The sequence below is a fragment of the Burkholderia sp. Ac-20392 genome (assembly GCF_017104585.1).
Lineage (GTDB): Bacteria > Pseudomonadota > Gammaproteobacteria > Burkholderiales > Burkholderiaceae > Burkholderia > Burkholderia lata.
Genome location: NZ_JAAGPB010000068.1, coordinates 1 through 26,364, shown reverse-complemented (window position 1 = coordinate 26,364; position 26,364 = coordinate 1). Strand labels below are relative to the sequence as shown.

General features: G+C 65.4%; 29 protein-coding genes and 1 pseudogene. 18 read left to right on the top strand and 12 right to left on the bottom strand.

Features of this window, described 5'->3' with window-relative positions; translation table 11 throughout:
• Positions 1–181: pseudogene (locus G3N99_RS11580) on the bottom strand (alpha/beta hydrolase); the annotation flags it as partial.
• A gap of 218 nt (positions 182–399) precedes the next feature.
• Here G3N99_RS11580 and G3N99_RS11575 point away from each other — a divergent pair.
• From G3N99_RS11575 to G3N99_RS11550, 6 genes are all read left to right on the top strand, one after another.
• Positions 400–1,434, top strand: a complete 1,035-nt coding sequence (locus G3N99_RS11575) for a methionine ABC transporter ATP-binding protein (RefSeq protein WP_089439505.1) — start codon at positions 400–402, stop codon at positions 1,432–1,434.
• Entirely contained in the window at positions 1,424–2,077 is a 654-nt protein-coding gene (locus tag G3N99_RS11570; RefSeq protein WP_043181878.1) for a methionine ABC transporter permease, read from the top strand. The genes G3N99_RS11575 and G3N99_RS11570 overlap by 11 nt, the downstream gene beginning before the upstream one ends.
• 29 nt (positions 2,078–2,106) lie before the next feature.
• Positions 2,107–2,901 (top strand): MetQ/NlpA family ABC transporter substrate-binding protein, encoded by a 795-nt coding sequence (locus G3N99_RS11565; RefSeq protein WP_047850524.1) that lies wholly within the window; start codon positions 2,107–2,109, stop codon positions 2,899–2,901.
• Between the two features lie 228 nt (positions 2,902–3,129).
• Positions 3,130–3,879 carry an electron transfer flavoprotein subunit beta/FixA family protein gene (locus G3N99_RS11560; protein WP_174944743.1) on the top strand — a complete coding sequence of 250 codons (750 nt, stop codon included), beginning with the start codon at positions 3,130–3,132 and terminating at the stop codon, positions 3,877–3,879.
• A 16-nt stretch (positions 3,880–3,895) separates the two neighbouring features.
• Positions 3,896–4,831 carry an electron transfer flavoprotein subunit alpha/FixB family protein gene (locus G3N99_RS11555; protein WP_174987693.1) on the top strand — a complete coding sequence of 312 codons (936 nt, stop codon included), beginning with the start codon at positions 3,896–3,898 and terminating at the stop codon, positions 4,829–4,831.
• 99 nt (positions 4,832–4,930) lie between these two features.
• The gene (locus G3N99_RS11550; RefSeq protein WP_206122456.1) at positions 4,931–6,721 is read left to right on the top strand and encodes an acyl-CoA dehydrogenase; all 1,791 of its coding nucleotides are present in this window, start codon (positions 4,931–4,933) and stop codon (positions 6,719–6,721) included.
• Between the two features lie 91 nt (positions 6,722–6,812).
• On the opposite strand, the gene G3N99_RS11545 is transcribed toward G3N99_RS11550, so the two are convergent.
• Positions 6,813–8,099, bottom strand: a complete 1,287-nt coding sequence (locus G3N99_RS11545) for a D-amino acid dehydrogenase (RefSeq protein WP_011351352.1) — start codon at positions 8,097–8,099, stop codon at positions 6,813–6,815.
• A gap of 145 nt (positions 8,100–8,244) precedes the next feature.
• Here G3N99_RS11545 and G3N99_RS11540 point away from each other — a divergent pair, with 145 nt between their 5' ends.
• Together G3N99_RS11540 and G3N99_RS11535 are read left to right on the top strand one after the other, a co-directional pair.
• The gene (locus tag G3N99_RS11540) at positions 8,245–8,733 is read left to right on the top strand and encodes an Lrp/AsnC ligand binding domain-containing protein (RefSeq protein WP_011351353.1); all 489 of its coding nucleotides are present in this window, start codon (positions 8,245–8,247) and stop codon (positions 8,731–8,733) included.
• A 90-nt stretch (positions 8,734–8,823) separates the two neighbouring features.
• The gene (locus G3N99_RS11535; RefSeq protein ID WP_206122455.1) at positions 8,824–10,011 is read left to right on the top strand and encodes a PA0069 family radical SAM protein; all 1,188 of its coding nucleotides are present in this window, start codon (positions 8,824–8,826) and stop codon (positions 10,009–10,011) included.
• Positions 10,012–10,061: 50 nt separating this feature from the next.
• On the opposite strand, the gene G3N99_RS11530 is transcribed toward G3N99_RS11535, so the two are convergent.
• Together G3N99_RS11530 and G3N99_RS11525 are read right to left on the bottom strand one after the other, a co-directional pair.
• Complete coding sequence (locus G3N99_RS11530) at positions 10,062–10,529, bottom strand: TM2 domain-containing protein (protein ID WP_039370986.1); 468 nt, start codon at positions 10,527–10,529, stop codon at positions 10,062–10,064.
• Positions 10,530–10,638: 109 nt separating this feature from the next.
• Positions 10,639–11,778 (bottom strand): PQQ-dependent sugar dehydrogenase, encoded by a 1,140-nt coding sequence (locus G3N99_RS11525; RefSeq protein WP_206122454.1) that lies wholly within the window; start codon positions 11,776–11,778, stop codon positions 10,639–10,641.
• A gap of 153 nt (positions 11,779–11,931) precedes the next feature.
• Here G3N99_RS11525 and rpsP point away from each other — a divergent pair, with 153 nt between their 5' ends.
• The 6 genes from rpsP (at position 11,932) to G3N99_RS11495 (ending at position 16,061) form a co-directional block, all read left to right on the top strand.
• Entirely contained in the window at positions 11,932–12,186 is a 255-nt protein-coding gene (gene rpsP, locus G3N99_RS11520) for a 30S ribosomal protein S16 (RefSeq protein WP_006476550.1), read from the top strand.
• 42 nt (positions 12,187–12,228) lie between these two features.
• Positions 12,229–12,906 carry a ribosome maturation factor RimM gene (gene rimM, locus G3N99_RS11515; RefSeq protein ID WP_174943945.1) on the top strand — a complete coding sequence of 226 codons (678 nt, stop codon included), beginning with the start codon at positions 12,229–12,231 and terminating at the stop codon, positions 12,904–12,906.
• A 1-nt stretch (position 12,907) separates the two neighbouring features.
• Positions 12,908–13,702 (top strand): tRNA (guanosine(37)-N1)-methyltransferase TrmD, encoded by a 795-nt coding sequence (trmD, locus tag G3N99_RS11510; RefSeq protein ID WP_027783884.1) that lies wholly within the window; start codon positions 12,908–12,910, stop codon positions 13,700–13,702.
• Positions 13,703–13,835: 133 nt separating this feature from the next.
• Positions 13,836–14,228, top strand: a complete 393-nt coding sequence (gene rplS / locus G3N99_RS11505) for a 50S ribosomal protein L19 (protein ID WP_011351359.1) — start codon at positions 13,836–13,838, stop codon at positions 14,226–14,228.
• Between the two features lie 87 nt (positions 14,229–14,315).
• On the top strand, positions 14,316–15,002 hold the full coding sequence (locus G3N99_RS11500; RefSeq protein WP_206122453.1) for a CoA pyrophosphatase: 687 nt from the start codon (positions 14,316–14,318) through the stop codon (positions 15,000–15,002).
• A gap of 120 nt (positions 15,003–15,122) precedes the next feature.
• The gene (locus G3N99_RS11495; protein ID WP_174943936.1) at positions 15,123–16,061 is read left to right on the top strand and encodes a CobD/CbiB family protein; all 939 of its coding nucleotides are present in this window, start codon (positions 15,123–15,125) and stop codon (positions 16,059–16,061) included.
• 64 nt (positions 16,062–16,125) lie between these two features.
• On the opposite strand, the gene G3N99_RS11490 is transcribed toward G3N99_RS11495, so the two are convergent.
• The 3 genes from G3N99_RS11490 to G3N99_RS11480 form a co-directional block, all read right to left on the bottom strand.
• Positions 16,126–16,443 (bottom strand): hypothetical protein, encoded by a 318-nt coding sequence (locus G3N99_RS11490; RefSeq protein WP_011351362.1) that lies wholly within the window; start codon positions 16,441–16,443, stop codon positions 16,126–16,128.
• Positions 16,444–16,507: 64 nt separating this feature from the next.
• The gene (rsgA, locus tag G3N99_RS11485) at positions 16,508–17,449 is read right to left on the bottom strand and encodes a ribosome small subunit-dependent GTPase A (protein ID WP_206122452.1); all 942 of its coding nucleotides are present in this window, start codon (positions 17,447–17,449) and stop codon (positions 16,508–16,510) included.
• Positions 17,446–18,705 carry a M48 family metallopeptidase gene (locus G3N99_RS11480; RefSeq protein WP_206122451.1) on the bottom strand — a complete coding sequence of 420 codons (1,260 nt, stop codon included), beginning with the start codon at positions 18,703–18,705 and terminating at the stop codon, positions 17,446–17,448. Before G3N99_RS11480 ends, rsgA begins: the two co-directional genes overlap by 4 nt.
• A 117-nt stretch (positions 18,706–18,822) precedes the next feature.
• Here G3N99_RS11480 and orn point away from each other — a divergent pair, with 117 nt between their 5' ends.
• Positions 18,823–19,443 (top strand): oligoribonuclease, encoded by a 621-nt coding sequence (orn, locus tag G3N99_RS11475; protein ID WP_011351365.1) that lies wholly within the window; start codon positions 18,823–18,825, stop codon positions 19,441–19,443.
• 16 nt (positions 19,444–19,459) lie between these two features.
• Here the strand turns inward: orn and mog are convergent, their stop codons facing one another.
• The gene (gene mog, locus G3N99_RS11470; RefSeq protein WP_051889796.1) at positions 19,460–20,080 is read right to left on the bottom strand and encodes a molybdopterin adenylyltransferase; all 621 of its coding nucleotides are present in this window, start codon (positions 20,078–20,080) and stop codon (positions 19,460–19,462) included.
• Entirely contained in the window at positions 20,061–20,666 is a 606-nt protein-coding gene (yjgA, locus tag G3N99_RS11465; RefSeq protein WP_277396355.1) for a ribosome biogenesis factor YjgA, read from the bottom strand. Before yjgA ends, mog begins: the two co-directional genes overlap by 20 nt.
• Positions 20,667–20,793: 127 nt before the next feature.
• On the opposite strand from yjgA, the gene pmbA reads away from it, so the two are divergent.
• Positions 20,794–22,164 carry a metalloprotease PmbA gene (pmbA, locus tag G3N99_RS11460; RefSeq protein ID WP_011351368.1) on the top strand — a complete coding sequence of 457 codons (1,371 nt, stop codon included), beginning with the start codon at positions 20,794–20,796 and terminating at the stop codon, positions 22,162–22,164.
• Between the two features lie 82 nt (positions 22,165–22,246).
• On the opposite strand, the gene G3N99_RS11455 is transcribed toward pmbA, so the two are convergent.
• From G3N99_RS11455 to G3N99_RS11445, 3 genes are all read right to left on the bottom strand, one after another.
• On the bottom strand, positions 22,247–22,747 hold the full coding sequence (locus tag G3N99_RS11455) for a dihydrofolate reductase (protein ID WP_069247452.1): 501 nt from the start codon (positions 22,745–22,747) through the stop codon (positions 22,247–22,249).
• Between the two features lie 272 nt (positions 22,748–23,019).
• Positions 23,020–23,343: a hypothetical protein gene (locus G3N99_RS11450; RefSeq protein WP_206122450.1), complete on the bottom strand. Its 324-nt coding sequence runs from the start codon at positions 23,341–23,343 to the stop codon at positions 23,020–23,022.
• Positions 23,344–23,626: 283 nt separating this feature from the next.
• Positions 23,627–23,863 carry a hypothetical protein gene (locus G3N99_RS11445; protein WP_241011595.1) on the bottom strand — a complete coding sequence of 79 codons (237 nt, stop codon included), beginning with the start codon at positions 23,861–23,863 and terminating at the stop codon, positions 23,627–23,629.
• Between G3N99_RS11445 and G3N99_RS11440 the strand changes: the two genes are divergently transcribed.
• Both G3N99_RS11440 and G3N99_RS11435 read left to right on the top strand, forming a co-directional pair.
• The gene (locus G3N99_RS11440; RefSeq protein ID WP_011351371.1) at positions 23,843–25,240 is read left to right on the top strand and encodes a sigma-54 dependent transcriptional regulator; all 1,398 of its coding nucleotides are present in this window, start codon (positions 23,843–23,845) and stop codon (positions 25,238–25,240) included. The two genes, G3N99_RS11445 and G3N99_RS11440, sit on opposite strands and share 21 nt — an antisense overlap.
• A 41-nt stretch (positions 25,241–25,281) precedes the next feature.
• Positions 25,282–26,253, top strand: coding sequence for a thymidylate synthase (locus G3N99_RS11435; RefSeq protein ID WP_175046542.1), 972 nt, complete (start codon positions 25,282–25,284; stop codon positions 26,251–26,253).
• The last annotated feature ends 111 nt before the right edge of the window (positions 26,254–26,364 follow it).

Here is a 26,364-nt window from a genome sequence, read left to right as displayed (position 1 = left end):
GACCGTGCACGAGCGCGATCGTCGCGCGCGGCGGCGTGGTGCCGTCGCCGGCGGGCCACCGGTACGACGCCAGTTCGAGCCCGTCCGCGGTACGCAGCCGGCCCATGGTCGGCGCGGACGACGACGAAGGTGCCGGCCCGGCGGTGGCGGGTGCGGCGGCCGGCGTAGTGGTGGCGGTCATCTGGCGTGTCCCCTGTCGATTGGCATGTGTGTTCCGGATCATAGTCGCGGCACCGTCGCGGCGCGCCAGCGGCGCTCCTCTAATTTCGTGTGGTTATGAAAAGATCGAAATCGATTATTAAGGGGAATGAGGGGTTTGCGGTAAAATCGACGGTTATTCCAGATGCATCGGCGGCCGACTGGCGGGCCAACTCGCCAGCCGGCCGCCGTTTTGTTTACATGATCGAATTACGCAATCTTTCGCAGCGATTTCCCGGGCCGGGTGGCTGGGTCGAGGCGCTGCGCAACATCAACCTGACGATCCCGCAGGGCGAGGTGTTCGGCATCATCGGCCGAAGCGGCGCCGGCAAGAGCACGCTCGTGCGGACCATCAACCTGCTCACGCGGCCGACCGAAGGCAATGTCGTCGTCGGCGGGCGCGATCTCACGCTGCTGCCGGCTGGCGCGCTGCGCGAGGCGCGCCGCGAGATCGGCATGATCTTCCAGCACTTCAACCTGCTGTCGTCGCGCACGGTGTTCGACAACGTCGCGCTGCCGCTCGAACTGGCCGGTGCAAGCCGTGCCGAGATCGAGGCCGCCGTGCTGCCGCTGCTCGACCTCGTCGGGCTGTCCGCGCAGAAGGATCGCTATCCGTCGCAGATCAGCGGCGGGCAGAAGCAGCGCGTCGGCATTGCCCGCGCGCTCGCGAGCCAGCCAAAGGTGCTGCTGTCGGACGAAGCGACGTCCGCGCTCGATCCCGAGACCACGCGCTCGATCCTCGACCTGCTGAAGCGCATCAACCGCGAACTCGGCCTGACGATCGTGCTGATCACGCACCAGATGGAAGTGATCAAGCAGGTGTGCGATCGCGTCGCGGTGCTCGACGCAGGGCGCGTGGTCGAGGAAGGCCGTGTGATCGACGTGTTCCTGCAGCCGCATCACGAAGTGACGCGCGCGCTGATCGGCGACGTGATCGCGCAGGAACTGCCGCCCGCGCTGAAGGCGCGCGTGGCCGAGCGGCTGAAGACCGGCAGCGGGCATTTGCTGCGGCTCGCGTTCACGGGCTCGGGGGTCGACCAGCCGATTCTGTCGGAGACGATCCGCCGGTACGAGCTCGATTTCAACATCCTGCACGGCCAGATCGACGAGATCCAGGGGCAGGCATTCGGTTCGCTCGCGGTGCTCGCGGGCGGCGAGCCGGGCAAGGTCGGGCAGGCACTCGCGTTCCTGCGCGAGCAAGGGGTGGTGGTAGAGGAGCTTTCGTATGTTGAGTGAGATGTTCGATATGTTCGTGCAGTCGTTCTGGGAGACGCTGATCATGGTCGGCATCTCCGGAGTGGTTGGCGCGCTCGTCGGCCTGCCGCTCGGCGTGCTGCTCTACCTGACTGATCGCCAGGGCGTGTTGCAGAATCTCGCGGTGAATCGCGTGCTCGGCGGCATCGTGAATGCGGTCCGCTCGACGCCGTTCATCATCCTGCTGGTCGCGGTGATTCCGTTTACGCGGCTCATTACGGGTTCGTCGATCGGCACGGCCGCGGCGGTCGTGCCGCTGACGCTCGCGGCCGCGCCGTTCATCGCGCGTCTGGTCGAGACGGCGCTGCGCGAAGTCGACCGCGGGCTGATCGAGGCTGCGCAGTCGATGGGCGCGACCACGTCGCAGATCGTCTTCAAGGTGCTGCTGCCCGAATCGCTGCCGGGCGTCGTCGCGGGCCTGACGATCACGTTCGTGTCGCTGGTCGGCTATTCGGCGATGGCGGGCGCGATCGGCGGCGGCGGCCTCGGCGATCTCGGGATCCGCTACGGCTACCAGCGTTATCTGCCTGAAGTGATGTGGACGGTGGTCGCGATCCTGATCGTGTTCGTGCAGATCGTGCAGTCGTTCGGTGACTGGCTCGTCCGCCGGTTGAGCCACAAGTAAAACAAGATTGATCCGTTAGGGGACACACGATGCAACGACGCTTCATGCTGAAATTCGCGGCGGCACTGGGCGCGGCCGCGCTGTTCGCGGGCGCGCACGCGCAGGCCGAAACCATCAAGGTGGGTGTGACGGGTGGGCCGCACGCGCAGATCATGGAAGCGGTGAAGAAGGTCGCGGCGAAGAGCGGCCTCGACATCCGTATCGTCGAATTCTCCGATTACGTGCAGCCGAACGCCGCGCTCGCGTCGGGCGACCTCGATGCGAACAGCTACCAGCACGATCCGTATCTGCAGGCGCAGGTGAAGGATCGCGGCTACAAGCTGATCAAGGTCGCGGATACCGTCACGTTCCCGATGGGCATCTATTCGAAGCGCGTGAAGTCGCTGGCCGAACTGAAGCCGGGCGCACGCATCGCGGTCCCGAACGATCCGACCAACGGCGGCCGCGCGCTGCTGTTGCTGCAAAAGCAGGGCCTGCTGAAGCTGCGTGCGGACGCGGGGCTGAAGGCGACGCCGCTCGATATCGTCGACAATCCGCGCAAGCTGAAGATCGTCGAACTCGACGCGGCGCAGATTCCGCGCTCGCTCGGCGACGTCGACGCGGCCGCGATCAACACCAACTACGCGATGGAAGCGGGGTTGAAACCGAAACAGGACGCGATCGCGATCGAGGGTCCGAACGGTCCGTACGCGAACATCCTCGCGATCCGCGAGGCGGACCGGAACAAGCCGTGGGTCGCGAAACTGGTCGCGGCCTATCATTCGGCCGAGGTGAAGCAGTTCATCGAAGGCAAGTTCGGCGGCGCGGTCATTGCCGCCTGGTAACGGGCGAAGCACGGGGCGCCCGGCGAGATTAGAGTCGATGATCGAAAACCCGGGCTTTGCGTCCGGGTTTTTTCTCTTTTAAAATAGAACGACCGTTCGCTATCATTGGCGCGTCGCCAAGAAGCGGTATCCTCGACAACCACGAAGGTTGGGTCCGCTTGGCCGCGCAGTCATGAGGCCTCGCTATAGAATGGCCTCTGGTCGTATTCGTAACTTTGGAGCGTGTGCATGAAAATCCTGGTGCCAGTGAAAAGAGTGGTCGATTACAACGTGAAGGTCCGCGTGAAGTCGGACAACACGGGTGTCGACATCGCGAACGTGAAGATGTCGATGAACCCGTTCGACGAAATCGCGGTGGAAGAAGCCGTCCGCCTGAAGGAAGCCGGCGTGGCGACCGAAGTGATCGCCGTGTCGGTCGGCGTCGCGCAAGCGCAGGAAACGCTGCGTACGGCGCTGGCGATCGGCGCGGATCGCGCGATCCTCGTCGAGTCGAACGACGGCGTCGAGCCGCTGGGCGTCGCGAAGATCCTGAAGGCGCTGGTCGACAAGGAACAGCCGCAACTGGTGATCCTCGGCAAGCAGGCAATCGACGACGATTCGAACCAGACGGGCCAGATGCTGGCCGCGCTGGCAGGCCTGCCGCAAGCGACGTTCGCATCGAAGGTCACGGTGGCCGACGGCCGTGCAACGGTCGCACGCGAAGTCGACGGCGGCGCGGAAACGCTGTCGCTGACGCTGCCGGCGGTGATCACGACCGACCTGCGCCTGAACGAGCCGCGTTACGTGACGCTGCCGAACATCATGAAGGCGAAGAAGAAGCCGCTCGAAACCGTGAAGCCGGAAGACCTGGGCGTGGACGTTGCGCCGCGTCTGAAGACGCTGAAGGTGGTCGAGCCGCCGAAGCGCGCAGCCGGCGTGAAGGTGCCGGACGTGAAGACGCTGGTCGAGAAGCTGAAGACCGAAGCCAAGGTGCTGTAAGAGGGAGCGGAAAGAAATGACGATTCTGGTGATTGCAGAACACGACAACGCGTCGATCAAGGCCGCGACGCTGAACACGGTGGCGGCGGCAGCGAAGATCGGCGGCGACATTCACGTGCTGGTCGCGGGCCACAACGCGCAAGGCGCAGCCGACGCGGCAGCGAAGATTGCGGGCGTTTCGAAAGTGTTGCTGGCCGATGCGCCGCAACTCGAAGCGGGCCTCGCGGAAAACGTCGAAGCGACCGCGCTGAACATCGCGAAGGACTACTCGCACATCCTCGCGCCGGCGACGGCCTATGGCAAGAACATCGCACCGCGTATCGCCGCGAAGCTGGACGTCGCGCAGATCTCGGACATCACGGCGGTCGATTCGGCCGACACGTTCGAACGCCCGATCTACGCAGGCAACGCGATTGCGACGGTGCAGTCGAGCGATCCGATCAAGGTCATCACCGTGCGTGCGACGGGTTTCGATCCGGTGGCAGCGGAAGGCGGCAGCGCAGCGGTCGAGAAGATCGAAGCGGCAGCCGATGCCGGCAAGTCGCAGTTCGTGAGCCGTGAGGTGACGAAGCTGGACCGTCCGGAACTCACCAGCGCGAAGATCATCGTGTCGGGCGGCCGTGGCCTGGGCAGCGGCGAGAACTACACGAAGGTGCTGGAGCCGCTGGCGGACAAGCTGAGCGCGGCACTGGGCGCCTCGCGCGCGGCAGTCGACGCCGGCTACGTGCCGAACGACTACCAGGTCGGCCAGACCGGCAAGATCGTCGCACCGCAGCTGTACATCGCGGTCGGCATTTCGGGTGCGATCCAGCACCTGGCCGGCATGAAGGATTCGAAGGTGATCGTCGCGATCAACAAGGATCCGGAAGCACCGATCTTCAGCGTGGCCGACTACGGCCTCGTCGGTGATCTGTTCGCGCTCGTGCCGGAGCTCGTCGCCGAGCTCGGCTAAAGCGGTGTGACGCTTCGGCGGTAAGCACACGAGAAGAGGGGCGCGACGAGCGCCCCTTTTTTTTCGCCATCGACAGAAGAGAGAAGAGGGAGACACACCATGAGCTATAACGCCCCCGTCAAGGACATGCTGTTCGTGCTGAAGGAACTGGCCGGCATCGACGCCGTTGCGCAGTTGCCGGGCTTCGAGGATGCCGGTTACGACACGGCGCAGGCCGTGCTCGACGAGTCCGCGAAGTTCTGCGGCGAGGTGCTGGCCCCGCTGAACGTCGAAGGCGACCGCAACCCGAGCAGCTGGAAGGACGGCGTCGTGACCGCGACGCCGGGCTTCGGCGAAGCGTTCCGCCAGTTCGTCGAAGGCGGCTGGCAGGGGCTGCAGCATCCGTCCGAGTACGACGGCCAGGGGCTGCCGAAGCTGATCGCGACGCCGTGCATCGAGATGCTGAATGCATCGAACCTGTCGTTCGCGCTGTGTCCGCTGCTGACCGACGGCGCGATCGAGGCGCTGCTGACGGCCGGCACCGACGAGCAGAAGCAGCGCTACGTGCCGAAGCTGATCTCCGGCGAATGGACGGGCACGATGAACCTGACCGAGCCGCAGGCGGGCTCCGATCTCGCGCTGGTGCGCTCGCGCGCCGAGCCGCAGGGCGACGGCACGTTCAAGGTGTTCGGCACGAAGATCTTCATCACGTGGGGCGAGCACGACATGGCGGACAACATCGTCCACCTGGTGCTGGCGCGCACGCCGAACGCGCCGGAAGGCGTGAAGGGCATCTCGCTGTTCATCGTGCCGAAGTTCATGGTCAATGAAGACGGCTCGCTGGGCGCGCGCAACGACGTGCACTGCGTGTCGATCGAGCACAAGCTCGGGATCAAGGCGAGCCCGACGGCGGTGCTGCAGTACGGCGACCACGGCGGCGCGATCGGCTACCTGGTCGGCGAGGAAAACCGCGGCCTCGAGTACATGTTCATCATGATGAACGCCGCGCGCTTCGGCGTCGGGATGCAGGGGATCGGCGTGGCCGATCGTGCGTACCAGAAGGCCGCGGAATTCGCGAAGGAACGCGTGCAGAGCCGCCCGGTCGATGGTTCGGCCAAGCAGTCGGTGACGATCATCCATCACCCGGACGTGCGCCGCATGCTCGGCACGATGCGCGCGCTGACCGAAGGCGCGCGGGCGCTGGCCTACGTGGCCGCCGCGCACAGCGACATTGCCCACCGCCATTCGGACGAGGCGACGCGGGCGCGTCATCAGGCAATCTACGAGTATCTGGTGCCGGTGGTGAAGGGCTGGAGCACGGAGATGGTGAACGACGTGGCGAGCCTGGGCGTGCAGGTGCACGGCGGGATGGGCTTCATCGAGGAGACGGGCGCAGCGCAGTATTACCGCGATGCCCGTATCCTGGCGATCTACGAAGGCACGACGGCGATCCAGGCGAACGACCTGGTGGGCCGCAAGACGATGCGCGACGGTGGCGCGGTGGCGAAGGCGCTGATCGCGGAGATCGGCGAGACGGTGGCGGCGCTGGGCAAGCTGGACAGTGCGGCGGCCGCATCGGTGAAGGCGCAGCTGGAGAAGGGCGCGAAGGCGCTGTCGTCGGTGGTCGATTACGTGGTGGCGAACGTGAAGCAGGACCCGAACGCGGTGTTCGCGGGCAGCGTGCCGTACCTGAAGCTGGCGGGCGTGGTGCTGTGCGGGTGGCAGATGGGCCGCGCGCTGGTGGCGGCGCACGCGAACCGCGCGAGCGACCCGGCGTTCTTCGATGCGAAGATCGCGATTGCGCAATGCTATGCGGAGCACGTGCTGGTGCAGGCGGGCGCGTTCGACGCGTCGATCGTCGGCACGAAGGGCAACGAGGGCGTGCTCGCGTTGACGGAAGACCAGTTCTGATTCCGCCACGCATCCGGTGAAACGAAAAAAGGCGCCCCGAGGGGCGCCTTTTTCATGCTCGGCTGCCTGCATTGCCGCAGGCAGCCGCGGCTTATGCGTATGCCGGACGCGTCTGGCCGGCCACGTCCTTCAGGTAACGATGCACCGACAGGTCGTCGGCCTGGATCGCGGGCATCTTGCCCGAGATCAGGTCTGCGAGCAGCTGGCCCGAGCCGCACGACATCGTCCAGCCGAGCGTGCCGTGGCCGGTGTTCAGGAACAGGTTCGACACCGGCGTGCGGCCGACGATCGGCGTGCCGTCCGGCGTCATCGGGCGCAGGCCCGTCCAGAACGTTGCCTTCGACGTGTCGCCGCCGCCCGGGAACAGGTCGTTCACGCACATTTCGAGCGTTTCGCGGCGCGCGGCGCGCAGCTTCTTGTCGAAGCCGACGATTTCCGCCATGCCGCCGACGCGGATGCGCTGGTCGAAACGCGTGATCGCGATCTTGTAGGTCTCGTCGAGCACGGTCGAAACGGGCGCGGCCGCTTCGTTGACGATCGGCGCGGTGATCGAATAGCCCTTCAGCGGATAGACGGGGATCTTCATCAGGTTCGAGATGAAGCTGGTCGAGTACGAGCCAAGCGCGACGACGTACGCGTCCGCGCGCACCGTCTCGCTGCCGCACTGCACGCCGGCGATCTTGCCGCCCGCGATTGCGAGTGCATCGATCGGCGTGTTGTAGCGGAACTTCACGCCAAGCGATTCGGCGAGCGCTGCAAGGCGCGTCGTGAACAGCTGGCAGTCGCCCGTTTCGTCACCCGGCAGGCGCAGACCGCCCGTCAGCTTGTGCGAGACGGCGGCAAGCGCCGGTTCGGCTTTCTTCAGGTCGGCCGGCGACAGCAGTTCGAACGGCACGTTCGCTTCCTGAAGGACGGCGATGTCCTTCGCCGCGCCGTCGAGTTGCTGCTGCGTGCGGAACAGTTGCAGCGTGCCGCCCGTGCGGCCTTCGTACTGGATGCCGGTATCGGCACGCAGTGCCTGCAGGCAGTCGCGGCTGTATTCGGCGAGGCGGACCATGCGGCCCTTGTTGACCGCATAGCGCTCAGCCGTGCAGTTGCGCAGCATCTGGTACATCCACTGGAGCTGGAAGCGCGTGCCGTCGAGGCGGATCGCGAGCGGCGCGTGCTTTTCGAACATCCACTTGACGGCCTTCAGCGGCACGCCGGGTGCGGCCCACGGCGCGGCATAGCCGGGGGAGATCTGGCCTGCGTTAGCGAAGCTCGTCTCGAGCGCCGGGCCGGCCTCCCGGTCGATCACCGTGACTTCATGACCGGCGCGCGCGAGGTAATACGCGCTTGCCACGCCCACCACACCGCTGCCCAGAATGACGACTCGCATAGCTGCTCCAGATGGAAGGGACCAGATCGAGGCCGGGCGCACCTGCGTCTCCGTGTAACCTCTAGCTGATCTAGTTTTTTGCGCTATGGTATTGTCGAATGTGTAGGTTTTGTTATCGTATTTTTCAGGTTTTCAGCATAAACAAATGAGAACGCAACGTCAGCCCGTACGCTCGCTCGACAAGCTCGACCGACGCATCCTGAAACTGCTCCAGGACGACGGCCGGATGGCGATGAAAGACCTCGCGGAACAGGTTGGACTGACCGTCACGCCGTGTATCGAGCGTGTGCGGCGCATGGAGCGGGACGGCGTGATCACCGGCTATCACGCGCGGGTCGACCCGCACCAGCTGGATGCCGCGCTGCTGGTATTCGTCGAGATCACGCTCGGCCACAAGGGCGGCAACATGTTCGAGCAATTCCGCCGGGAAGTGATGAAGATCGACGAGGTGCTCGAGTGTCATCTCGTGTCCGGGGATTTCGACTACCTGATCAAGGCGCGGATCGGCGAGATGGCCGACTACCGGAAACTGCTCGGCGACATCCTGCTGCAGTTGCCCGGTGCCGTGCAGTCGAAGAGCTATGTCGTGATGGAAGAAATCAAGGAGACGCTGACGATCGCGGTGGGCGACTGACGCGCCTGCGGCAGGCTGTCGGGCCCTTTATCCCGCCCTTGGCATGCTGCGCCCAATACTGTATAAATGTACAGTATTGGGCGCAGGCGAATGGGTGGGTACATGGACGATCGATCCGACAACGAATTTCCGGTAGCGCCGCCCGTGCCCCGCAAGGGGCGCGGTGCGGTCGACAACCTGCAGGGGCGATACGAAATCGCGCAGCGCGAAGCGGTCGACGACGGCTGGACGCACGAGTCGGACGATACCGATTTCCCCGCGCCGCTGCGCACACAGGTCTTCGAGGAGCGTGCGAAGAGCATCCTGACGCACAACCAGTCGCCCGACATTCCATTCAGCGTATCGCTCAATCCGTATCGCGGCTGCGAGCACGGCTGCATCTATTGCTTCGCCCGGCCGACGCACAGTTATCTCGGCCTGTCGCCGGGGCTCGATTTCGAAAGCCGCATCTATGCGAAGGTCAATGCGGCCGAACTGCTCGAGCGCGAGATCTCACGCAAGCGTTACGTGCCGGAGCCGATCGCGCTCGGCGTCAACACCGATGCCTACCAGCCGGTCGAGCGCGACCTGCGCATCACGCGCAGCGTGATCCAGGTGATGCACGATCGCGGGTTGCCGTTCGCCGCGATCACGAAGTCGTCGCTGATCGAGCGCGATCTCGACCTGCTCGCGCCGATGGCCGAACGCGGGCAGGTGATGGCGGCAGTCACGATCACGACGCTCGATGCCGATCTCGCGCGCACGCTCGAGCCGCGCGCGGCAACACCGGCGCGCCGGTTGCGCACGATTCGCGCACTGAGCGAGGCGGGCGTGCCGGTCGGCGTGAGCATTGCACCGATGATTCCGTTCGTCACCGAGCCCGATATGGAGCGCGTGCTCGAGGCATGCGCGGAAGCCGGCGCGACGTATGCGAGCTACATCATCCTGCGGCTGCCATGGGAAGTCGCACCGCTGTTCAAGAACTGGCTTGCCGCGCATTTTCCGGATCGCGCGGAGCGCGTGATGAACCGCGTGCGCGACATGCGCGGCGGGAAGGACTACGACTCGGATTTCTCGAAACGGATGAAGGGCGAGGGGATCTGGGCCGACCTGCTGCGGCAGCGCTTCCGCCAGGCCGTCAAGCGGCTCGGGCTGAACGAGCGCACGAACGGCATTCTCGATCTGTCGCAGTTTCGTGGTGCGCCGGCTGCCGCGGCGCCGGTGCCGCGCGTTGCTGGTCGTTCAGCCGGCACGCGGTCGGCGCAGTCACGCGACGACATGCAATTGAACCTGTTCTGACCGGCGTGCTAAACCGGCGCGGGGCGTCGGGTGCGTAGTGGTCGTTACGCTTACTGCGAAATCTGCTTGGCCGCTTCGACCTGCGATTCGAAATACGTCTGGAACGACAGCGCGAGCGCGGTCATCAGCAGGAACGCGCCGATCAGCAGCGAGAAGATCACCACGAAGATCACGGTCCAGCCCGACTTGCTGTGCTTGCCCGTCTCTGCATTGAATTGCGCGTCCCATTTTTCGTCGGGGCGCAGCCCGTAGACGAGCGCGGCGAGGAACGCCGCCAGCAGCGAGATCGCGCCGGGAACCGCGAGCCACCAGCCGAGGCCGGCGCTGCGCTGGGTTGCGGCGAGCAGGAGGAAGCCCGGGATGCCGACGATCGTTGCGAGCAGGTGCGCCCAGCCGAACACGTCGCGGAAGCCATACAGATAGAAGCGGTGCGCGCCGAGCGATCCGAACAGGAACGCGAGGGCGGCGGTGAGCGTCTTGGAGCGAAAGCGGCGGGACGGTGCGGTGCTGCTGGACATGGATGGCGGCGTATTGTCGTTGGCATGGGCGGCCGGCGGGCCGGCGCGGGCGTGCGGCCCGGCACGCATTCTACGATGCCCGGTCGGGCCCGGTCACCCCTGTCCTGCGTCAAGGTGCCGCATAGGTCACGCGGTAGATCGCGCCCGCGTAGTCGTCGCTGATGAGCAGCGAGCCGTCCGGCAGCGGCAACACGTCGGCCGGGCGTCCCCATACCGTGCCGTCGGGCCGCAGCCAGCCCGTGACGAACGGGGTCTGGCGCGCCTGGCTGCCGTCCGCCGAGACGACGACGCGCATCACGCGATAGCCGACCTTCGTGCTGCGATTCCACGAGCCGTGTTCAGCGATGAAGATGTTATTGCGATACGACGCCGGAAACATCGGCCCTGTATAGAAGCGCATGCCGAGTGCTGCGACGTGTGCACCGAGTTTCAATACGGGCGGCACATAGCGGCGGCATACGTCGGCGCTGCCGAATTCGGGGTCGGGTGTGTCGCCGCCATGGCAATACGGGAAACCGAAGTCGAGGCCGGCGCGTGGCGCGCGGTTCAGCTTGTCGTCGGGCACGTCGTCGCCCATCATGTCGCGCCCGTTGTCGGTAAACCAAAGCTCGCCCGAATCGGGATGCCACGCGAAGCCGACCGTATTGCGTACGCCGCGGGCGACAACCTCGCTCCCGCTGCCGTCCGCCTTCATGCGTGCGATGATCGCGTAGCGGCTGCGATCGGCGAGACAGACGTTGCATGGTGCGCCGGTCGGTACATACAACTTGCCGTCAGGGCCGAACGCGATGAATTTCCAGCCGTGATGGTGTTCGGTCGGCAGCGCGTCGGTGACGACGGCGGGGGTGGGCGGCGCGGCGAGCTGGTCGTCGATATGATCAAGACGCAGGATGCGCGATACGGCGGATATATAGAGTGCGCCGCCACGGTAAGCGACGCCGACGGGCATGTCGAGCCCGGACGCGATTACGTAGCGCGCGCTGATCTGGCCCTCGTGCATCACGAATGCATGCACGCGGCCTTCCCGTGTGCCGACATACAGGATGCCGCGCGGCGACCACGCCATTTCGCGGGCGGTCGGTACCGCATCGGTCAGCACTTCGACGTGGAAGCCGGGCGGCACGACGAGTTCGCTCACCGGCAACGGCGCGGCAAACGCCGGTGCGGATGCGAGGCAGGCAAGGCCGGCAAGCAGCGCCGCAAAACGGTGCTGCACGCGGCGCATCGAGGCGGCGCGAAGGGGCGGCATGACGGTGTGGAACGTCCCGGACACGACGATTGTATGCCCGGCGGACAGGCCGTCTCCGGATTTTTTCCGCGTAAGTGTTTGTTGTACCTCTGGTTTCCGGCTATAATCGCGTGTTTCAGTAGTTTCGAACCCGGTTTTCCCGAAGGACATCATATGGTTATCATCCGTCTGGCTCGTGGCGGCTCGAAGAAGCGCCCGTTCTACAACATCGTTGCTACCGATTCGCGCAACCGTCGTGACGGCCGCTTCATCGAACGCGTCGGCTTCTACAACCCGGTCGCTACGAAGGGCGAATCGCTGCGTATCGCTCAGGATCGTCTGACGTACTGGCAAGGCGTTGGCGCGCAACTGTCGCCGACCGTCCAGCGTCTCGTGAAGGAAGCGCAAAAGGCGCAACCGGCTGCCTAACATGGCACGGTGTGCCGGTCGTGCCGGCTTTGAGGTGCATTAATGGCGGGTCACGATTCCGGTAATGCAAGGCGCGGGCGTGCGTCGTTTGGCGCATTCGTCCGCAAGCCGGTCGAGCGCGACGTTGTCGCGAACGCCGGTCAGGCTGCCGAGCAGGACAGTCTCGAAGTGGCGCAAGCCTGGCCCGACGATGCCGTCGAGGTCGGGGCGGTGGTCGACGCCTATGGCCTGAAGGGTTGGGTCAAGGTGGCGACGCATGCCGACGCCGGTCGCGGTGGCGATGCGCTGCTCAAGGCGCGCCACTGGTGGCTGGAACGCGGTGCGGAGCGGCTTTCCGTCCGCATCATGCAGTCGAAGGCGCACAGCGACACCGTCGTTGCGCAACCCGCGGGCGTCAGCGACCGCGATGCCGCGTTTGCTATGCGCGGCTTTCGCGTGTTCGTGCGCCGGGAAGATTTCCCGGCATTGGCCGCGGACGAATTCTATTGGGTCGACCTGATCGGTCTCGACGTCGTCAACGAGCAATCGGTGGCACTCGGGAAGGTGAGCGGGATGATCGACAATGGCGTGCATTCGATCATGCGTGTCGAGTATCCGGCGACCGGCAAAGACGGTCAGCCGACCACCGACGAGCGGTTGATTCCGTTCGTCGGCGTATACGTCAAAACGGTGGATCAGGCGGCGCGTCGCATCGTCGTCGACTGGGAAGCCGATTACTGAAATGAACCAGGTTACCGAGAGCGCGGTGCAGTTCGACGTCGTCACGCTCTTTCCCGAGATGTTCCGTGCACTGACCGACTGGGGGATCACCAGCCGGGCCGTCAAGCAAGGGCGCTTCGGGCTGCGCACCTGGAACCCGCGTGATTTCACGACGGACAACTACCGCACGGTCGATGATCGTCCGTACGGCGGTGGTCCGGGCATGGTGATGCTGGCCAGGCCGCTCGAAGCCGCGATCGATGCCGCGAAAGCGGCACAGGCGGAACAGGGGATCGCGAGCACGCGTGTCGTGATGATGTCGCCGCAGGGCGCGCCGCTCACGCACGATCGTGCGGTGCGGATGGCGCAGGAGCCCGGTGTCGTCGTGCTGTGCGGCCGCTATGAAGCGATCGACCAGCGCCTGCTCGATCGTTGCGTCGACGAGGAAATCAGCCTCGGCGATTTCGTCCTGTCCGGCGGAGAATTGCCGGCGATGGCGATGATGGATGCGGTCGTGCGGTTGCTGCCCGGTGTGCTGAACGATTCGCTGTCGGCCGTGCAGGACAGTTTCGCTGACGGCCTGCTCGACTGTCCGCACTACACGCGCCCGGAGGAATACGACGGCGTGCGCGTGCCGGACGTGCTGCTCGGCGGGCATCATGCCGAGATCGAGCGGTGGCGGCGCCAGGAAGCATTGAGAAATACGTTGCGGAAGCGGCCGGACCTGATCGTCCGGGCGCGCCGCGAGAAGTTGTTGAGCCGTGCCGACGAGGCATGGCTTGCGAACCTCGCACGCGAAGCGAAGGACGCCTCCTGAGGCGGCTGCGCGAGCGGGAATTGGCGGTGTCGTGCATGCGTGTACGGCGCCTGATGTGAATCCATCCTCTATCGGGGCCAGGCCTGGAAGCAGGCGGGTGCCAACGCCGACACGATGGCAAAAGGAGTCAGTAATGAATCTGATCGCAAAACTTGAGCAGGAAGAAATCGAGCGCGCGCTCGCCGGCAAGACGATCCCCGAATTCGCCCCGGGCGATACGGTTATCGTGAACGTGAACGTGGTTGAAGGTAACCGCAAGCGCGTTCAGGCTTACGAAGGCGTCGTGATCGCGATTCGCAGCCGTGGCCTGAACTCGAACTTCATCGTCCGCAAGATCTCGTCGGGCGAAGGCGTCGAGCGTACGTTCCAGACGTACTCGCCGCTGCTGGCAAGCATCGTCGTGAAGCGCCGCGGTGATGTGCGTCGTGCGAAGCTGTACTACCTGCGCGAGCGTTCGGGCAAGTCGGCTCGTATCAAGGAAAAGCTGGTGTCGAAGGATCGCACCGCAGCAGCTTCCCAAGAGTAAGAGCTGTAAGGAAAAAGCACCCAACCGGGTGCTTTTTTCATTCTGGCGCGAGAATATGCTCGATACAACACGAACCCGAGAGCCCCATTGAATCGCCGCCCCATCATCGATCCCGAAGTCCTGCCGGTCGAAGGCACCGGCGCCGGCCAGCCGGCCATCGATTCCCGACTGATGACGCCGTCCGGCCTGCGCGATCGTTTCGCGCGCACGCTCGAATGGAGCGTCGAGCCCGGCGAAGCGAGGCTGCAGGAGGGCGTCGATCCGCGTAGCGCGGCCGTTCTCGTGCCGTTAGTCGTCCGCGAGTCTGGCCTCACCGTGCTGCTGACCCAGCGCGCCGACCACCTGAACGACCACGCCGGACAGATCAGTTTCCCCGGCGGTCGTCGCGAACCGTTCGATCGCGATGCAACCGCAACCGCGTTGCGCGAGGCGAAGGAAGAGATCGGGCTGGCCGACGAGCGTGTCGAGATCCTCGGCGCGTTGCCCGACTACCTGACCGGTACGGGCTTTTGCGTGACGCCGGTGGTCGGCCTCGTGCATCCGCCGTTCACCGTGCAGGCCGACACGTTCGAAGTGGCCGAGATTTTCGAGGTGCCGCTCGCGTTCCTGATGAATCCCGCGAACCATCAGGTCCGTGTGTTCCGCTGGGAAGGCGGGGAGCGTCGTTTTTTTGCGATGCCCTATCCGAATGGCGAACCCGGCGGGCATTACTTCATCTGGGGCGCAACTGCCGGCATGTTGCGCAATCTGTACCGCTTCTTGGCCGCCGGCTAGGCGCACACGGCGTCTGGGGCGCGCAGCCGGTCGCCGGGCGACCGCGCCGGCAGCCATCCGGTGCTTACGCTGTGCTATCGTTATGCAAAAAATGACATAACTCCGAAGACGGCGCCACGCATGACTTTCTTTTCGGTTCTCCTCGCCCTCATCATCGAACAGGTCCGCGCGTTGTCGCCGAACAATCCGGTGTTCGCGCTGTTCCAGTTTCATGCGGAAACCGTCGCGCATGGTCTCGACGCAGGCAAGCAGAAGCATGGCATCCTCGCCTGGCTCGCGGTCGTGCTGCCGTGGGTGCTGATCGTCGCGCTGATCTATTTCCTGCTGTACAAGGTGAGCTTCGTGCTCGCATTCATCTGGAACGTCGTCGTCGTGTATTTCACGCTCGGCTTCCGTCAGTTCAGCCATTACTTCACCGACATCCACCTCGCGCTCAACAACGACGATGTGCCGCGGGCGCGTGAAATCCTGCACGAGTGGACAGGCATCGACACGGTCGACATGCCGGTCGGCGAAATCGTCCGCCATACGCTGATTCACGCCGTTGTCGCCTCGCATCGCCACGTGTTCGGCGTGTTCTTCTGGTACGTGCTGCCGATCGGCCCGGCCGGTGCCGTGCTGTACCGGATTTCCGAATACCTCGCGCGCAGCTGGTCGACGCCGGGCGACGAGCGCACGGCGGCCTTCTCGACGTTCGCGCAGCGCGCGTTCTTCGTGATCGACTGGATTCCCGCGCGATTGACTGCACTCGGCTTCGCGATCGTCGGCAATTTCGAGGACGCGATCTATGCGTGGCGCAACCACACGCGCCAGTGGCCCGATCCGAACGACGGCGTCCTGCTGGCAGCCGGCAGCGGAGCGCTCGGCGCACGCCTCGCGGGGCCGCTCGCGGAACCGTCGAGCCTGGACGCACTGGCAGTTGGCGACAGCGGTCCGCTGACGGTCGGTGACGATTGCACGCCGCGTACGCTGCAATCCGCGGTTGGGCTCGTCTGGCGCGCGGTGATCCTGTGGATGATTCTGCTGCTGATGCTGACGCTCGCCGTCTGGGTGTCGTGACGGGGCAGTGCGGCACCCGATGAAAGGCAGAAGGCCGGCTTGAAGCCGGCCTTTTTGCTGTGGGTCAGTCGTCTAGCGGGTCGCGTACGGCGCCGCATTGCCAGCACGCGGTGAATTGGGCTTCGAGCGCCTCGCCGCACTGCCGGCAGCGCCACGGCGCGGCGCCGGCCGACGGGCCGTGTGACGCGGCATCGAGGAGCCGGCGCGCGAGTGCGTCGTCGCGTTCGTCGTCGAGCCACAGTTCGGGCGTGCACGCGTCGGCGGGCAGGCCGCCGAGAGCGCCGGTCGCGTAGCAGTTATGCAGCTCGCAACCGATGCCGGCCACCTGAAGCACGTTGGCCCAATGCTGCGCGGTCGCGAGATCGGGTGCCTTGAAACGCATCGCGGCTCCTGTCGATGAAAGCCGGCCCGGATGGCACCGGCTGGCCGCCGCGCGCGCCGCGCGATCAGCGGACGATCTGGCTCGCCTCGTGCACGAGCTGCGCATACAGCGCATGCCGCGACGGTGCGATGCGGCCGTCGGCGACGGCTTCGAGAATCGCGCAGCCGGGTTCGTGCAGATGATGGCAATTATAGAAACGGCAGTCGGCAAGCAGCGGCCGAAACTCCGGAAAGGCGCGCTCGAGACGGCCTTCCGTCAGGTGGTAGAGGCCGAATTCCTGGAAGCCCGGCGAATCGATCAACGCGCCGCCGCCCTCCAACGGGTAGAGGCGCGTGAACGTCGTCGTATGACGGCCGCTGTTGAGCGCGGCCGAAATCTCGCGCGTGGCGGCTTCGGCATCGGGAACAAGCAGGTTCACGAGCGTCGACTTGCCCATCCCGGACTGGCCGAGCAGGATCGTCGAATGGCCGGCGAGGTGCGGCATCAGTTGTGCGCGTGCGTCGTCGGGCGAGCCCTTCACCGACAGCTCGAGCACGTCGTAGCCGAGGGCGCGGTAGGGCGCGAGGCGCTCGCGCGCGACCGGCAGCGCGGCTTCGACGTCGATCTTGTTCAGCACGACGAGCGGCTTCAGCGCGTTCGCCTCGGCGGCGATCAGCGCGCGGCCGAGCAGGTCCTCGCTGAAGTAGGGCTCGGTCGCGAGCACGATCAGCAATTGATCGAGATTGGCCGCGAACAGCTTCGACTTGAACTGGTCGGAACGGTACAGCAGGTTGCGCCGTTCGCCGATCTCGACGATGACGCCCTGGTCGGCTGATGCGAGTTCGTATATGACACGGTCGCCGACTGCGATATCGCTTTTCTTGCCGCGCGGGAAGCACTGCAGCATCGGGCCGCCATCGTCGGGTGCGACGATGTAGTGGCGCCCGTGCGCCGCGATCACGCGGCCTTCGACCCGTTGCGCATTCGACGCGCGCGGGGCCGGCTTGCGGGAGGTCGGCCGGCTCATGCGTGCTGCATCAGGCGGTCGATCCGCTGCGATGCCGGCGGATGCGAGTAATAGAAGGCCGTGTAGACGGGGTCGGGCGTCAGCGTCGACGCGTTGTCCTCATAGAGCTTCACGAGTGCGCTGACGAGATCCTGTGCGTCGGTCTGGCTGGCCGCGAATGCGTCGGCCTCGAATTCGTGCTTGCGCGACGTGAGGCTGCCGAACGGCGTTGCGAAGAACAGGAACACGGGAATCGCGAGGAAGAACAGCACGAGCGCGGCACCCGCGTTGCTCGTGTCGAGCGACGGCGTGACGCCGAGCCCCGTATAGAACCACGTGTGTTGCGCCAGCCAGCCAAGCAGCGCGAGCAGCACGAGGCTCAGCACGAACGATACGAGCATCCGCTTCATCACGTGACGGCGCTTGAAGTGGCCGAGTTCGTGCGCGAGCACGGCCTCGATTTCCTGGCCGGACAGGCGCGCGAGCAGCGTGTCGAAGAACACGATTCGCTTCGACGCACCGAAACCCGTGAAGTACGCGTTGCCATGCGCGGAGCGGCGGCTGCCGTCCATCACGAACAGCCCCTTCGCCGCAAAGCCGCAGCGCTTCATCAGCGACTCGATGCGCGCGCGCAGCGCGTCGTCCTTCAGCGGCTCGAACTTGTTGAAGATCGGTGCGATGAAGGTCGGGTAGATCAGCAGGACAAGCATCTGGAACGCGACCCAGACGATCCAGGTCCACAGCCACCACAGGCTGCCGGCCTGGTTCATCAGCCACAGCACGACGAACAGCAGCGGCAGGCCGAGCGCGGCGCCGAGCAGCGAGTTTTTCAGCATGTCGGTGAAAAACAGCCGCTTCGTCATCCGGTTGAAGCCGAAACGCTGTTCGATCCCGAACTGGCGGTAATACTCGAACGGGACGTCGATGACGCTCGTGATCACGAGCACCGCAGCGACGAGCGCGACCTGTTGCCCGTAGCCGCGGCCGAGCCAGCCGGTGAGCAGCGTGTCGAGTGCGCCGACGCCGCCGAGCAGCGTGAGGCCGATCAGCACGGCCGCGCTGACGACGATTTCGAGCATCGTCAGCCGGGTGCGCTCGACCGTATAGTCGGCCGCGCGCTGGTGGGCGGTCAGCGGGATGGTTGCGCTGAACTGCGCGGGCACGCCGTTGCGGTGCGCCGCGACGAAGCGGATCTGCCGCGACGCGAGCCACAGCTTGGTGACGACCATCGCGAGCACGGCGAGCGCGAACAGCAGGGTGAACGAAAAGGGTGACATCGAAGGCGCCAAAGGGTTCTATGCGAGAATTATATGTTCTTGCGGACCGGCCCCGCTGATGCGATGCCGCCCGCCCGGGCGGCGCCGCGCGCCGTCCGCCATTTTCCAGGATGACTCATGACCGATACCGCCGCTTCCACCAGCCAGCCCGCGCTCGTGCGCAACGAGTTGAACCTCGTCTGGCTCGACATGGAGATGACGGGCCTCGACCCGGATAACGACCGCATCATCGAGATCGCGGTCGTCGTGACCAATTCCACGCTCGATATCGCCGTCGAAGGCCCGGTGTTCGCGATCCACCAGAGCGACGAAACGCTCGCGAAGATGGACGACTGGAACAAGTCGACGCACGGCCGCTCGGGCCTGATCGACCGCGTGCGCGCGTCGACCGTGACCGAAGCGGAAGCCGCCGAGCAACTGCAGGCCTTCCTCGCGCAGTACGTGTCGCCCGGCAAGTCGCCGATGTGCGGCAACTCGATCTGCCAGGACCGCCGTTTCATGGCGCGCTGGATGCCCGAATTCGAGCGGTTCTTCCACTACCGCAACCTCGACGTCAGCACGCTCAAGGAGCTGTGCCGACGCTGGCAGCCTGCGATCTACAAGGGCTTCCAGAAGCGGGCGATGCACACGGCGCTCGCGGACATCCACGAGTCGATCGACGAACTGAAGTACTACCGCGAGCATTTCCTGATTCCGGCCGCGTCTGCTTCGGCGGGCGAGTCCGCGCCGGCCGCCTGAGCGGGCCGGCACGCGCTTAGCGCGGTGCGCGCTGAGCGCTTTTCGGCCGGAACGCCGCGACCACCGCGGTGTCGGTCTCGATGTACGGGCCGCCGATCAGGTCGATGCAGTAGGGCACCGCAGCGAAGATGCCGGGCACGGTCGACTTGCCGTCGGCATCGCGCAGCCCTTCGAGCGTTTCCCGGATCGACTTCGGCTGGCCTGGCAGGTTGATGATCAGCGCCGCATGGTCGGCCGTCTCGCGGATCACCGCGACCTGCCGCGACAGGATCGCGGTCGGCACGAAATTCAGGCTGATCTGCCGCATCTGTTCACCGAATCCCGGCATTTCCTTCGTCGCCACGGCCAGCGTGGCCTCGGGCGTCACGTCGCGGCGCGCGGGGCCCGTGCCGCCCGTCGTCAGCACGAGGTCGCACCCCGCGACGTCGACGAGCTCGGCGAGCGTGGCGGAGATCGTGGGCGCATCGTCCTGGATCAGGCGCGTCTCGGCGCGCCACGGTGATACCAGCGCGCCGGCGAGCCATTCCTGCAGCGCGGGAATGCCTTTGTCCTCGTAGACACCCGTGCTCGCGCGGTCGCTGATCGACACAAGGCCGACGACGAGCTCGTCCGGATGGTTACGCTTCGTCGTCGTCATGGTCGTCTCCGGCGTCGTCCGCCGCTTCGTCGTCCGCATTGGACGTGCCGCCAGCGGTCTTGATCCACTGGAACAGCTCGCGGAAATAGCGCGGCGGCTTGCCTTGCTGCGCTTCCTTGCGTGCGTTGCGGATCAGCGTGCGGCCTTCCTGGATATCGGCTTCCGGGTGCTGGCGCAGGAATTCGGTCAGGGCGTCGTCGTTCGCGAGCAACTGTTCGCGGGTGCGTTCGATCCAGTGCAGGCGGGCCGTCGCGGCCTTGTTCACGCCGCGTTGCGCGTCGAGCGCGGTGCGCAGCGCGGCCGTCTCGTCGTCGGTCAGCGAGCGCATCACGCGGCCGACGTACTGGAGCTGGCGGCGCTTGCCTTCGTGATCGGTGATTCGGCGGGCCTCGCGCACGGCGTCGGCGAGGCTTTCGGGCATCGGCATGCGTTTCAGCGCGTCTTTCGGCAGATCGACGAGTGCCTGGCCGAGCACCTGCAGCTCGTGCATCTCGCGCTTCAGCTGGGATTTGCTGGGGCGATCGTAGCCATTGTCGTCGTCTTCGGCGGCATGCTCGATCGGCTGGATTCGGGTTTTGCGTGTCATGGGCGGCATTGTATCGCGCCGCGGACACCCCAAGCTTGTCGGTGTCCGGCCCCGGACCTTGCTATGATCGCGGGATACGTAATATTTTGAACATGCGGGCGCCCGCCCGCCACCGGATATCTAGACGATGGCAGCCAATCTCGACGTACAAGCGCGCTATTTCCCGCACACGCAGGACCAGCTCAAAGAAATCGCCTCGGACATCCTTCGCCATGCGAAGGCGCTCGGCGCGACGGACGCCGCGACCGAAATCTCCGAGGGCGACGGCCTGTCGGTGTCGGTGCGCCGCGGCGAAGTCGAAACGATCGAGCACAACCGCGACAAGATGGTCGGCGTGACCGTGTTCATCGGCAAGAAGCGCGGCAACGCGAGCACGTCGGATTTCTCGCCGGGTGCGATCAAGGACACCGTCGCCGCCGCGTACAACATCGCGCGCTTCACGGCCGAGGACGAGGCGGCCGGCCTGGCCGAAGCCGAACTGCTCGAAACCGACCCGCGCGACCTCGATCTGTACCACCCGTGGGCGCTGACGGCCGACGAGGCCGTCGAGCTCGCCCGCCGCGCGGAAGACGCCGCATTCGCGGTCAGCCCGCAGATCCGCAATTCGGAAGGCGCGAGCGTGTCGGCCCAGCATTCGCAATTCGTGCTGGCCACGTCGCGCGGTTTCCTGTCCGGCTACCCGTACTCGCGCCACTACATCGCATGCGCACCGATCGCGGGCAGCGGCCGTCACATGCAGCGCGACGACTGGTATTCGTCGAAGCGCAGCGCGATCGATCTCGCGGCACCCGAAGCGGTGGGCCGTTACGCGGCCGAGCGTGCGCTGGCACGGATGGGCGCGCGCCGCCTCGACACCCGCAAGGTGCCCGTGCTGTTCGAGGCGCCGCTCGCGGCCGGCCTGCTCGGTGCGTTCGTGCAGGCGGTGAGCGGCGGTGCGCTGTACCGCAAGACGTCGTTCCTCGTCGACAGCCTCGGCAAGCCGGTGTTCGCACCGCACATCCAGGTCGTCGAGGATCCGCACGTGCCGCGCGCGATGGGCAGCGCGCCGTTCGACGAGGAAGGCGTGCGCACGCGTGCGCGCAGCGTCGTCAAGGATGGCGTCGTCGAAGGCTACTTCCTGTCGACCTATTCGGCGCGCAAGCTCGGCACGCAGACCACCGGCAACGCGGGCGGCTCGCACAACCTCGCGCTGCGCAGCTCGAACACGCAGGCGGGCGACGATTTCGACGCGATGCTGAAGAAGCTCGGCACGGGCCTGTTGCTGACCGAGCTGATGGGGCAGGGCGTGAACTACGTGACGGGCGACTATTCGCGCGGCGCGGCGGGCTTCTGGGTCGAGAACGGCGTGATCCAGTATCCGGTCGAGGAAATCACCGTCGCGAGCACGCTGCAGGAAATGTTCCGGCATATCGTCGCGATCGGCGCCGATTCGATCGTGCGCGGCACGAAGGAAACGGGCTCGGTGCTGATCGAGCAGATGACGATCGCCGGGCAGTAAGCGGCGTGCGGCCTCGGCCGCCATCAAACAAAAAGCCCGATCGGCGTGAGCCGGTCGGGCTTTTTTCATGCTGCGTGATGCGTCAGCCGCGCTTGCGCTCGTAGACGACGAACGCATAGCCGAACGTGTTCGGCGCGGCCGCCTGGTGCGCATCGCGCGACACTTCCTGCCACTGCGCGGCGTCGGGCGCCGGGAACGAGGCGTCACCGTCGAAGTCGGCATCGATCTCGGTGACGACCAGCTTGTCGGCGAGTGCGAGACCTTCCGTGTAGAGCTGCGCGCCGCCGATCAGGAACGCTTCGGGCACGCCGTCGCGCGCGGCGAGCGCCAGCGCATCGGCGAGCGACGTGACCGTGTCGCAACCGTCGAAGCGACGCGTCGCGTCGCGCGTGACGACGATATTGCGACGGCCCGGCAGCGGCCGGCCGATCGACTCGTGGGTCTTGCGGCCCATCACGATCGGAGCGCCCATCGTCGTGCGCTTGAAGAAGGCGAGATCTTCGGGAAGTTTCCAGGGCAACTGGTTGTCGCGGCCGATGATGCCGTTGCGGGCGCGCGCGACGATCAGGGTCAACGTCGTCATGTAGGTCGGGGAAAGGAAAACCGGAATGGCGCCGATTCTACCGGAACGGCGGCGCGCGCCGGTTCCGGGTGCGCGCATCCGCTCCTGCACTGCGCGCCGCGACGCTCGAGTCAATGCGTCGCGGCGACGGAATGAATAAAAAGAGTGCCCGCCGGGGGACGGAGCACAAAAACCGTTTCGTGTTGCGAGATCGACGATGCAGGCATCCGATCGATGCGGTCCGGTTTGCTCAAATCAATACGTCATCCTTATCAAATGGATCGGCTCGTGCATCACTGATGCGTACTGCCTTGCGCGGTGCCATCCATCGCGTGCTGCACGTCGCCCGGCTGCGGTGCCGGGAGCGGCATCGGCAATTGAGGCGGCGGGATCTCGTCCCACAGCGTCACCGACGTCCTGCCGGCCGGCAGCGGTTGCGGTGACGACACGGTCACGATGCCGAATCCGTTGCCGTGCTGCGTGCTCGGCGCATTGGCCGCGAGCAGCATGGCGCGATCCGGATTCGTGCTTTCGTCTGCGCGTACGGGCGTGGGCGGGCCGGCGGCCGCGACCGCAATGGCCATCGGCACGAAAGAAAGTAAAAGATGTTTTCGCATGGTCGCTGTCTCCGACGGTTTCCATATTCAGCGAAATGCATGCCATCGCGCCGGGACCGTTGTCGAGACTGCGATTCGTGCTCAAGCGTTGCGAATTGTGTCGGAAAACGGCTGAAAATGTTTCAAGCCTGAAACGAGGGGGCTCGGGAATACTGCGGATTCAATCGATGCGCTTCAAGGATGAAAATCGTCGCAAGTGTTGATGACAGAACGTATCGCTGCGCAGGTGCTATGTGCAGACGATTGACATGCATCGACCTCCTGAGCGATACGGCCGCATCGCTCACCGCGCTGAAATCGGATTGTCGTATTCAGTGCCTATAACTAAGCTGTCTTGATCAAAATAACTGGACGCAAGATAAGCGCCATCATGCGAGGCTTTGTCGTCGCGCATCGGCATGGCGAATCGAGCCGCCTTCGGCTGACCCGATTCGATCCTTTTCGCACGTGATGTGGCGTGCACGGCAATCGTTAGACGGTTGATGAACGGGGTGAGCATATGGGAGCCGATCAGCGGCACGTGATCTACTATTCGCGCGAACCGAACGACGCGTTGCGCGGCCATTTCGACGAATGCGGTTGGCGTGTCGATCTCGCGGAGACCGTGCGAGACGTACGGCGCGTCGTGCAGCATGGTGTCGCAACGGCCGGGCTGCTCGATTTTTCGCCGGGCTTCAAGCCCTCGGACCTGCGCGAACTCGAAACCTGTCTGAGCATTCAGCACATCGGCTGGATCGCGGCGACGCGTCGCGGCCAGTTGCAGGACGCTACGCTGCGCCATCTCATTCGCGACTACTGTTTCGACTACGTGACGATGCCGTACGAGACGTCGCGGATCGTCGAGACCGTCGGTCATGCACACGGGATGGTCGCGTTGACCGAACCCGTTGCACCGCCCGTCGGCGCCGGACGCAGCGAAGGCGAAATGGTCGGGACTTGCGATGCGATGCTCGGGCTTTTCAGGACGATTCGTCGCGTCGCGGCAACCGACGCGCCGGTGTTCATCTCCGGCGAATCGGGTACGGGCAAGGAACTGACGGCGGTTGCGATTCACGAGCGTTCGTCGCGTGCGCAGGCGCCGTTCATCGCGATCAATTGCGGCGCGATTCCGTCGACACTACTGCAGGCCGAACTGTTCGGCTACGAGCGCGGCGCGTTCACCGGCGCGAACCAGCGCAAGATCGGCCGCGTCGAGGCCGCCAACGGCGGCACGCTGTTTCTCGACGAGATCGGCGACTTGCCGCTCGAAAGCCAGGCAAGCCTGCTGCGCTTCCTGCAGGAAGGCAAGATCGAGCGGTTGGGTGCCCATGTGTCGGTGCCGGTCGATGTGCGCGTGATCTGCGCGACCCACGTGGACATGGAGGCGGCACTGCGCGAAGGGCGGTTCCGCGAAGACCTGTTTCATCGCCTGTGCGTGCTGAAGATCGAGGAGCCGCCGCTGCGCGCGCGCGGCAAGGACATCGAGGTGCTCGCGCGCCACATGCTCGAGCGTTTCAAGGGCGATGCGCATCGTCGCCTGCGCGGCTTTTCCCCTGACGCGGTCGCGTCGCTGTACGGCTATTCGTGGCCGGGCAATGTGCGCGAGTTGATCAATCGCGTGCGCCGCGCGATCGTCATGTCGGAGGGCCGGATGATCACCGCGGCCGATCTCGAGCTGAACGACTTTGCGACGCTCGCGCCCGTGTCGCTGCTGGAGGCGCGCGAGGCGGCCGAACGGCAGGCGATCGAGCAGGCGCTGCTGCGCCATCGCGGCCGTTTTGCGGATGCCGCACGCGAACTCGGCGTGTCGCGCGTCACGCTCTACCGGCTGATGTGCGCACACGGCATGCGCGATCGCGGCGACACGCTGGCAGGGTTTTCGGCGCCGTTGCCGGAGCTTCCTCATCACGCTTGCTAAAATTGGCGGGTACGGCCGCCCTCGCGGCCGAAGGAACCCGCATGAAACAGTATCTCGACCTCGTTCGTACCATTCTCGATACCGGCAGCTGGCAGGAGAACCGCACGGGGATCCGCACCATCAGCATGCCGGGCGCGATGCTGCGCTTCGACCTGCAGCAAGGCTTCCCGGCCGTGACGACCAAGAAGCTCGCGTTCAAGTCCGCAATCGGCGAGCTGGTCGGCTTCCTGCGCGCGTCGCGCAGCGCGGCTGATTTCCGCGCGCTCGGCTGCAAGGTGTGGGACGCGAACGCGAACGAGAACGCGCAATGGCTCGCGAACCCGTATCGCCAGGGCGTCGACGATCTCGGTGACGTGTACGGCGTGCAATGGCGCCAGTGGCCGGGCTACAAGGTGCTCGACGCGGGTGCCGACGCGCAGATCGCCGATGCGACGCGCCGCGGCTTCCGGATCGTCACGCGTTTCGACGAAGACGGCGCGCCGAAGGTGCTGCTGTACAAGGCGATCGACCAGTTGCGCCAGTGCCTGGACACGATCATGGAGAACCCGGCCGACCGCCGCATCCTGTTTCACGCGTGGAATCCGGCCGTGCTCGACCAGATCGCGCTGCCCGCGTGCCATCTGCTGTACCAGTTCCTGCCGAATGCGACGAAGCGCGAAATCTCGCTGTGCCTGTACATCCGCAGCAACGACGTCGGCCTCGGCACGCCGTTCAACCTGACGGAAGGGGCGGCGCTGCTGGCGCTCGTCGGCCGGCTGACGGGCTATACGCCGCGCTGGTTTACGTACTTCATCGGCGACGCCCATATCTACGAGAACCAGCTCGACATGCTGCAGCGCCAGCTCACACGGGAGCCTTACGACAGCCCGCGGCTCGAGATTGCCGAGCGCGTGCCGGAATACGCGAAGACGGGCGTCTACGCGCCCGAGTGGCTGGAGCAGATCGAGCCGTCCGATTTCTCGCTTGTCGGCTACCGCCATCATGAGCCGCTGACCGCGCCGATGGCGGTCTGATCGCGCGACCCGGGCCGCGCGGATGCATCGGTCCGCGCCCCGCAGGAAAAAGGCCCGACCGGCTGATACCGGTCGGGCCTTTTTGTTTCACGTTTGCGGCACTTACTGGCA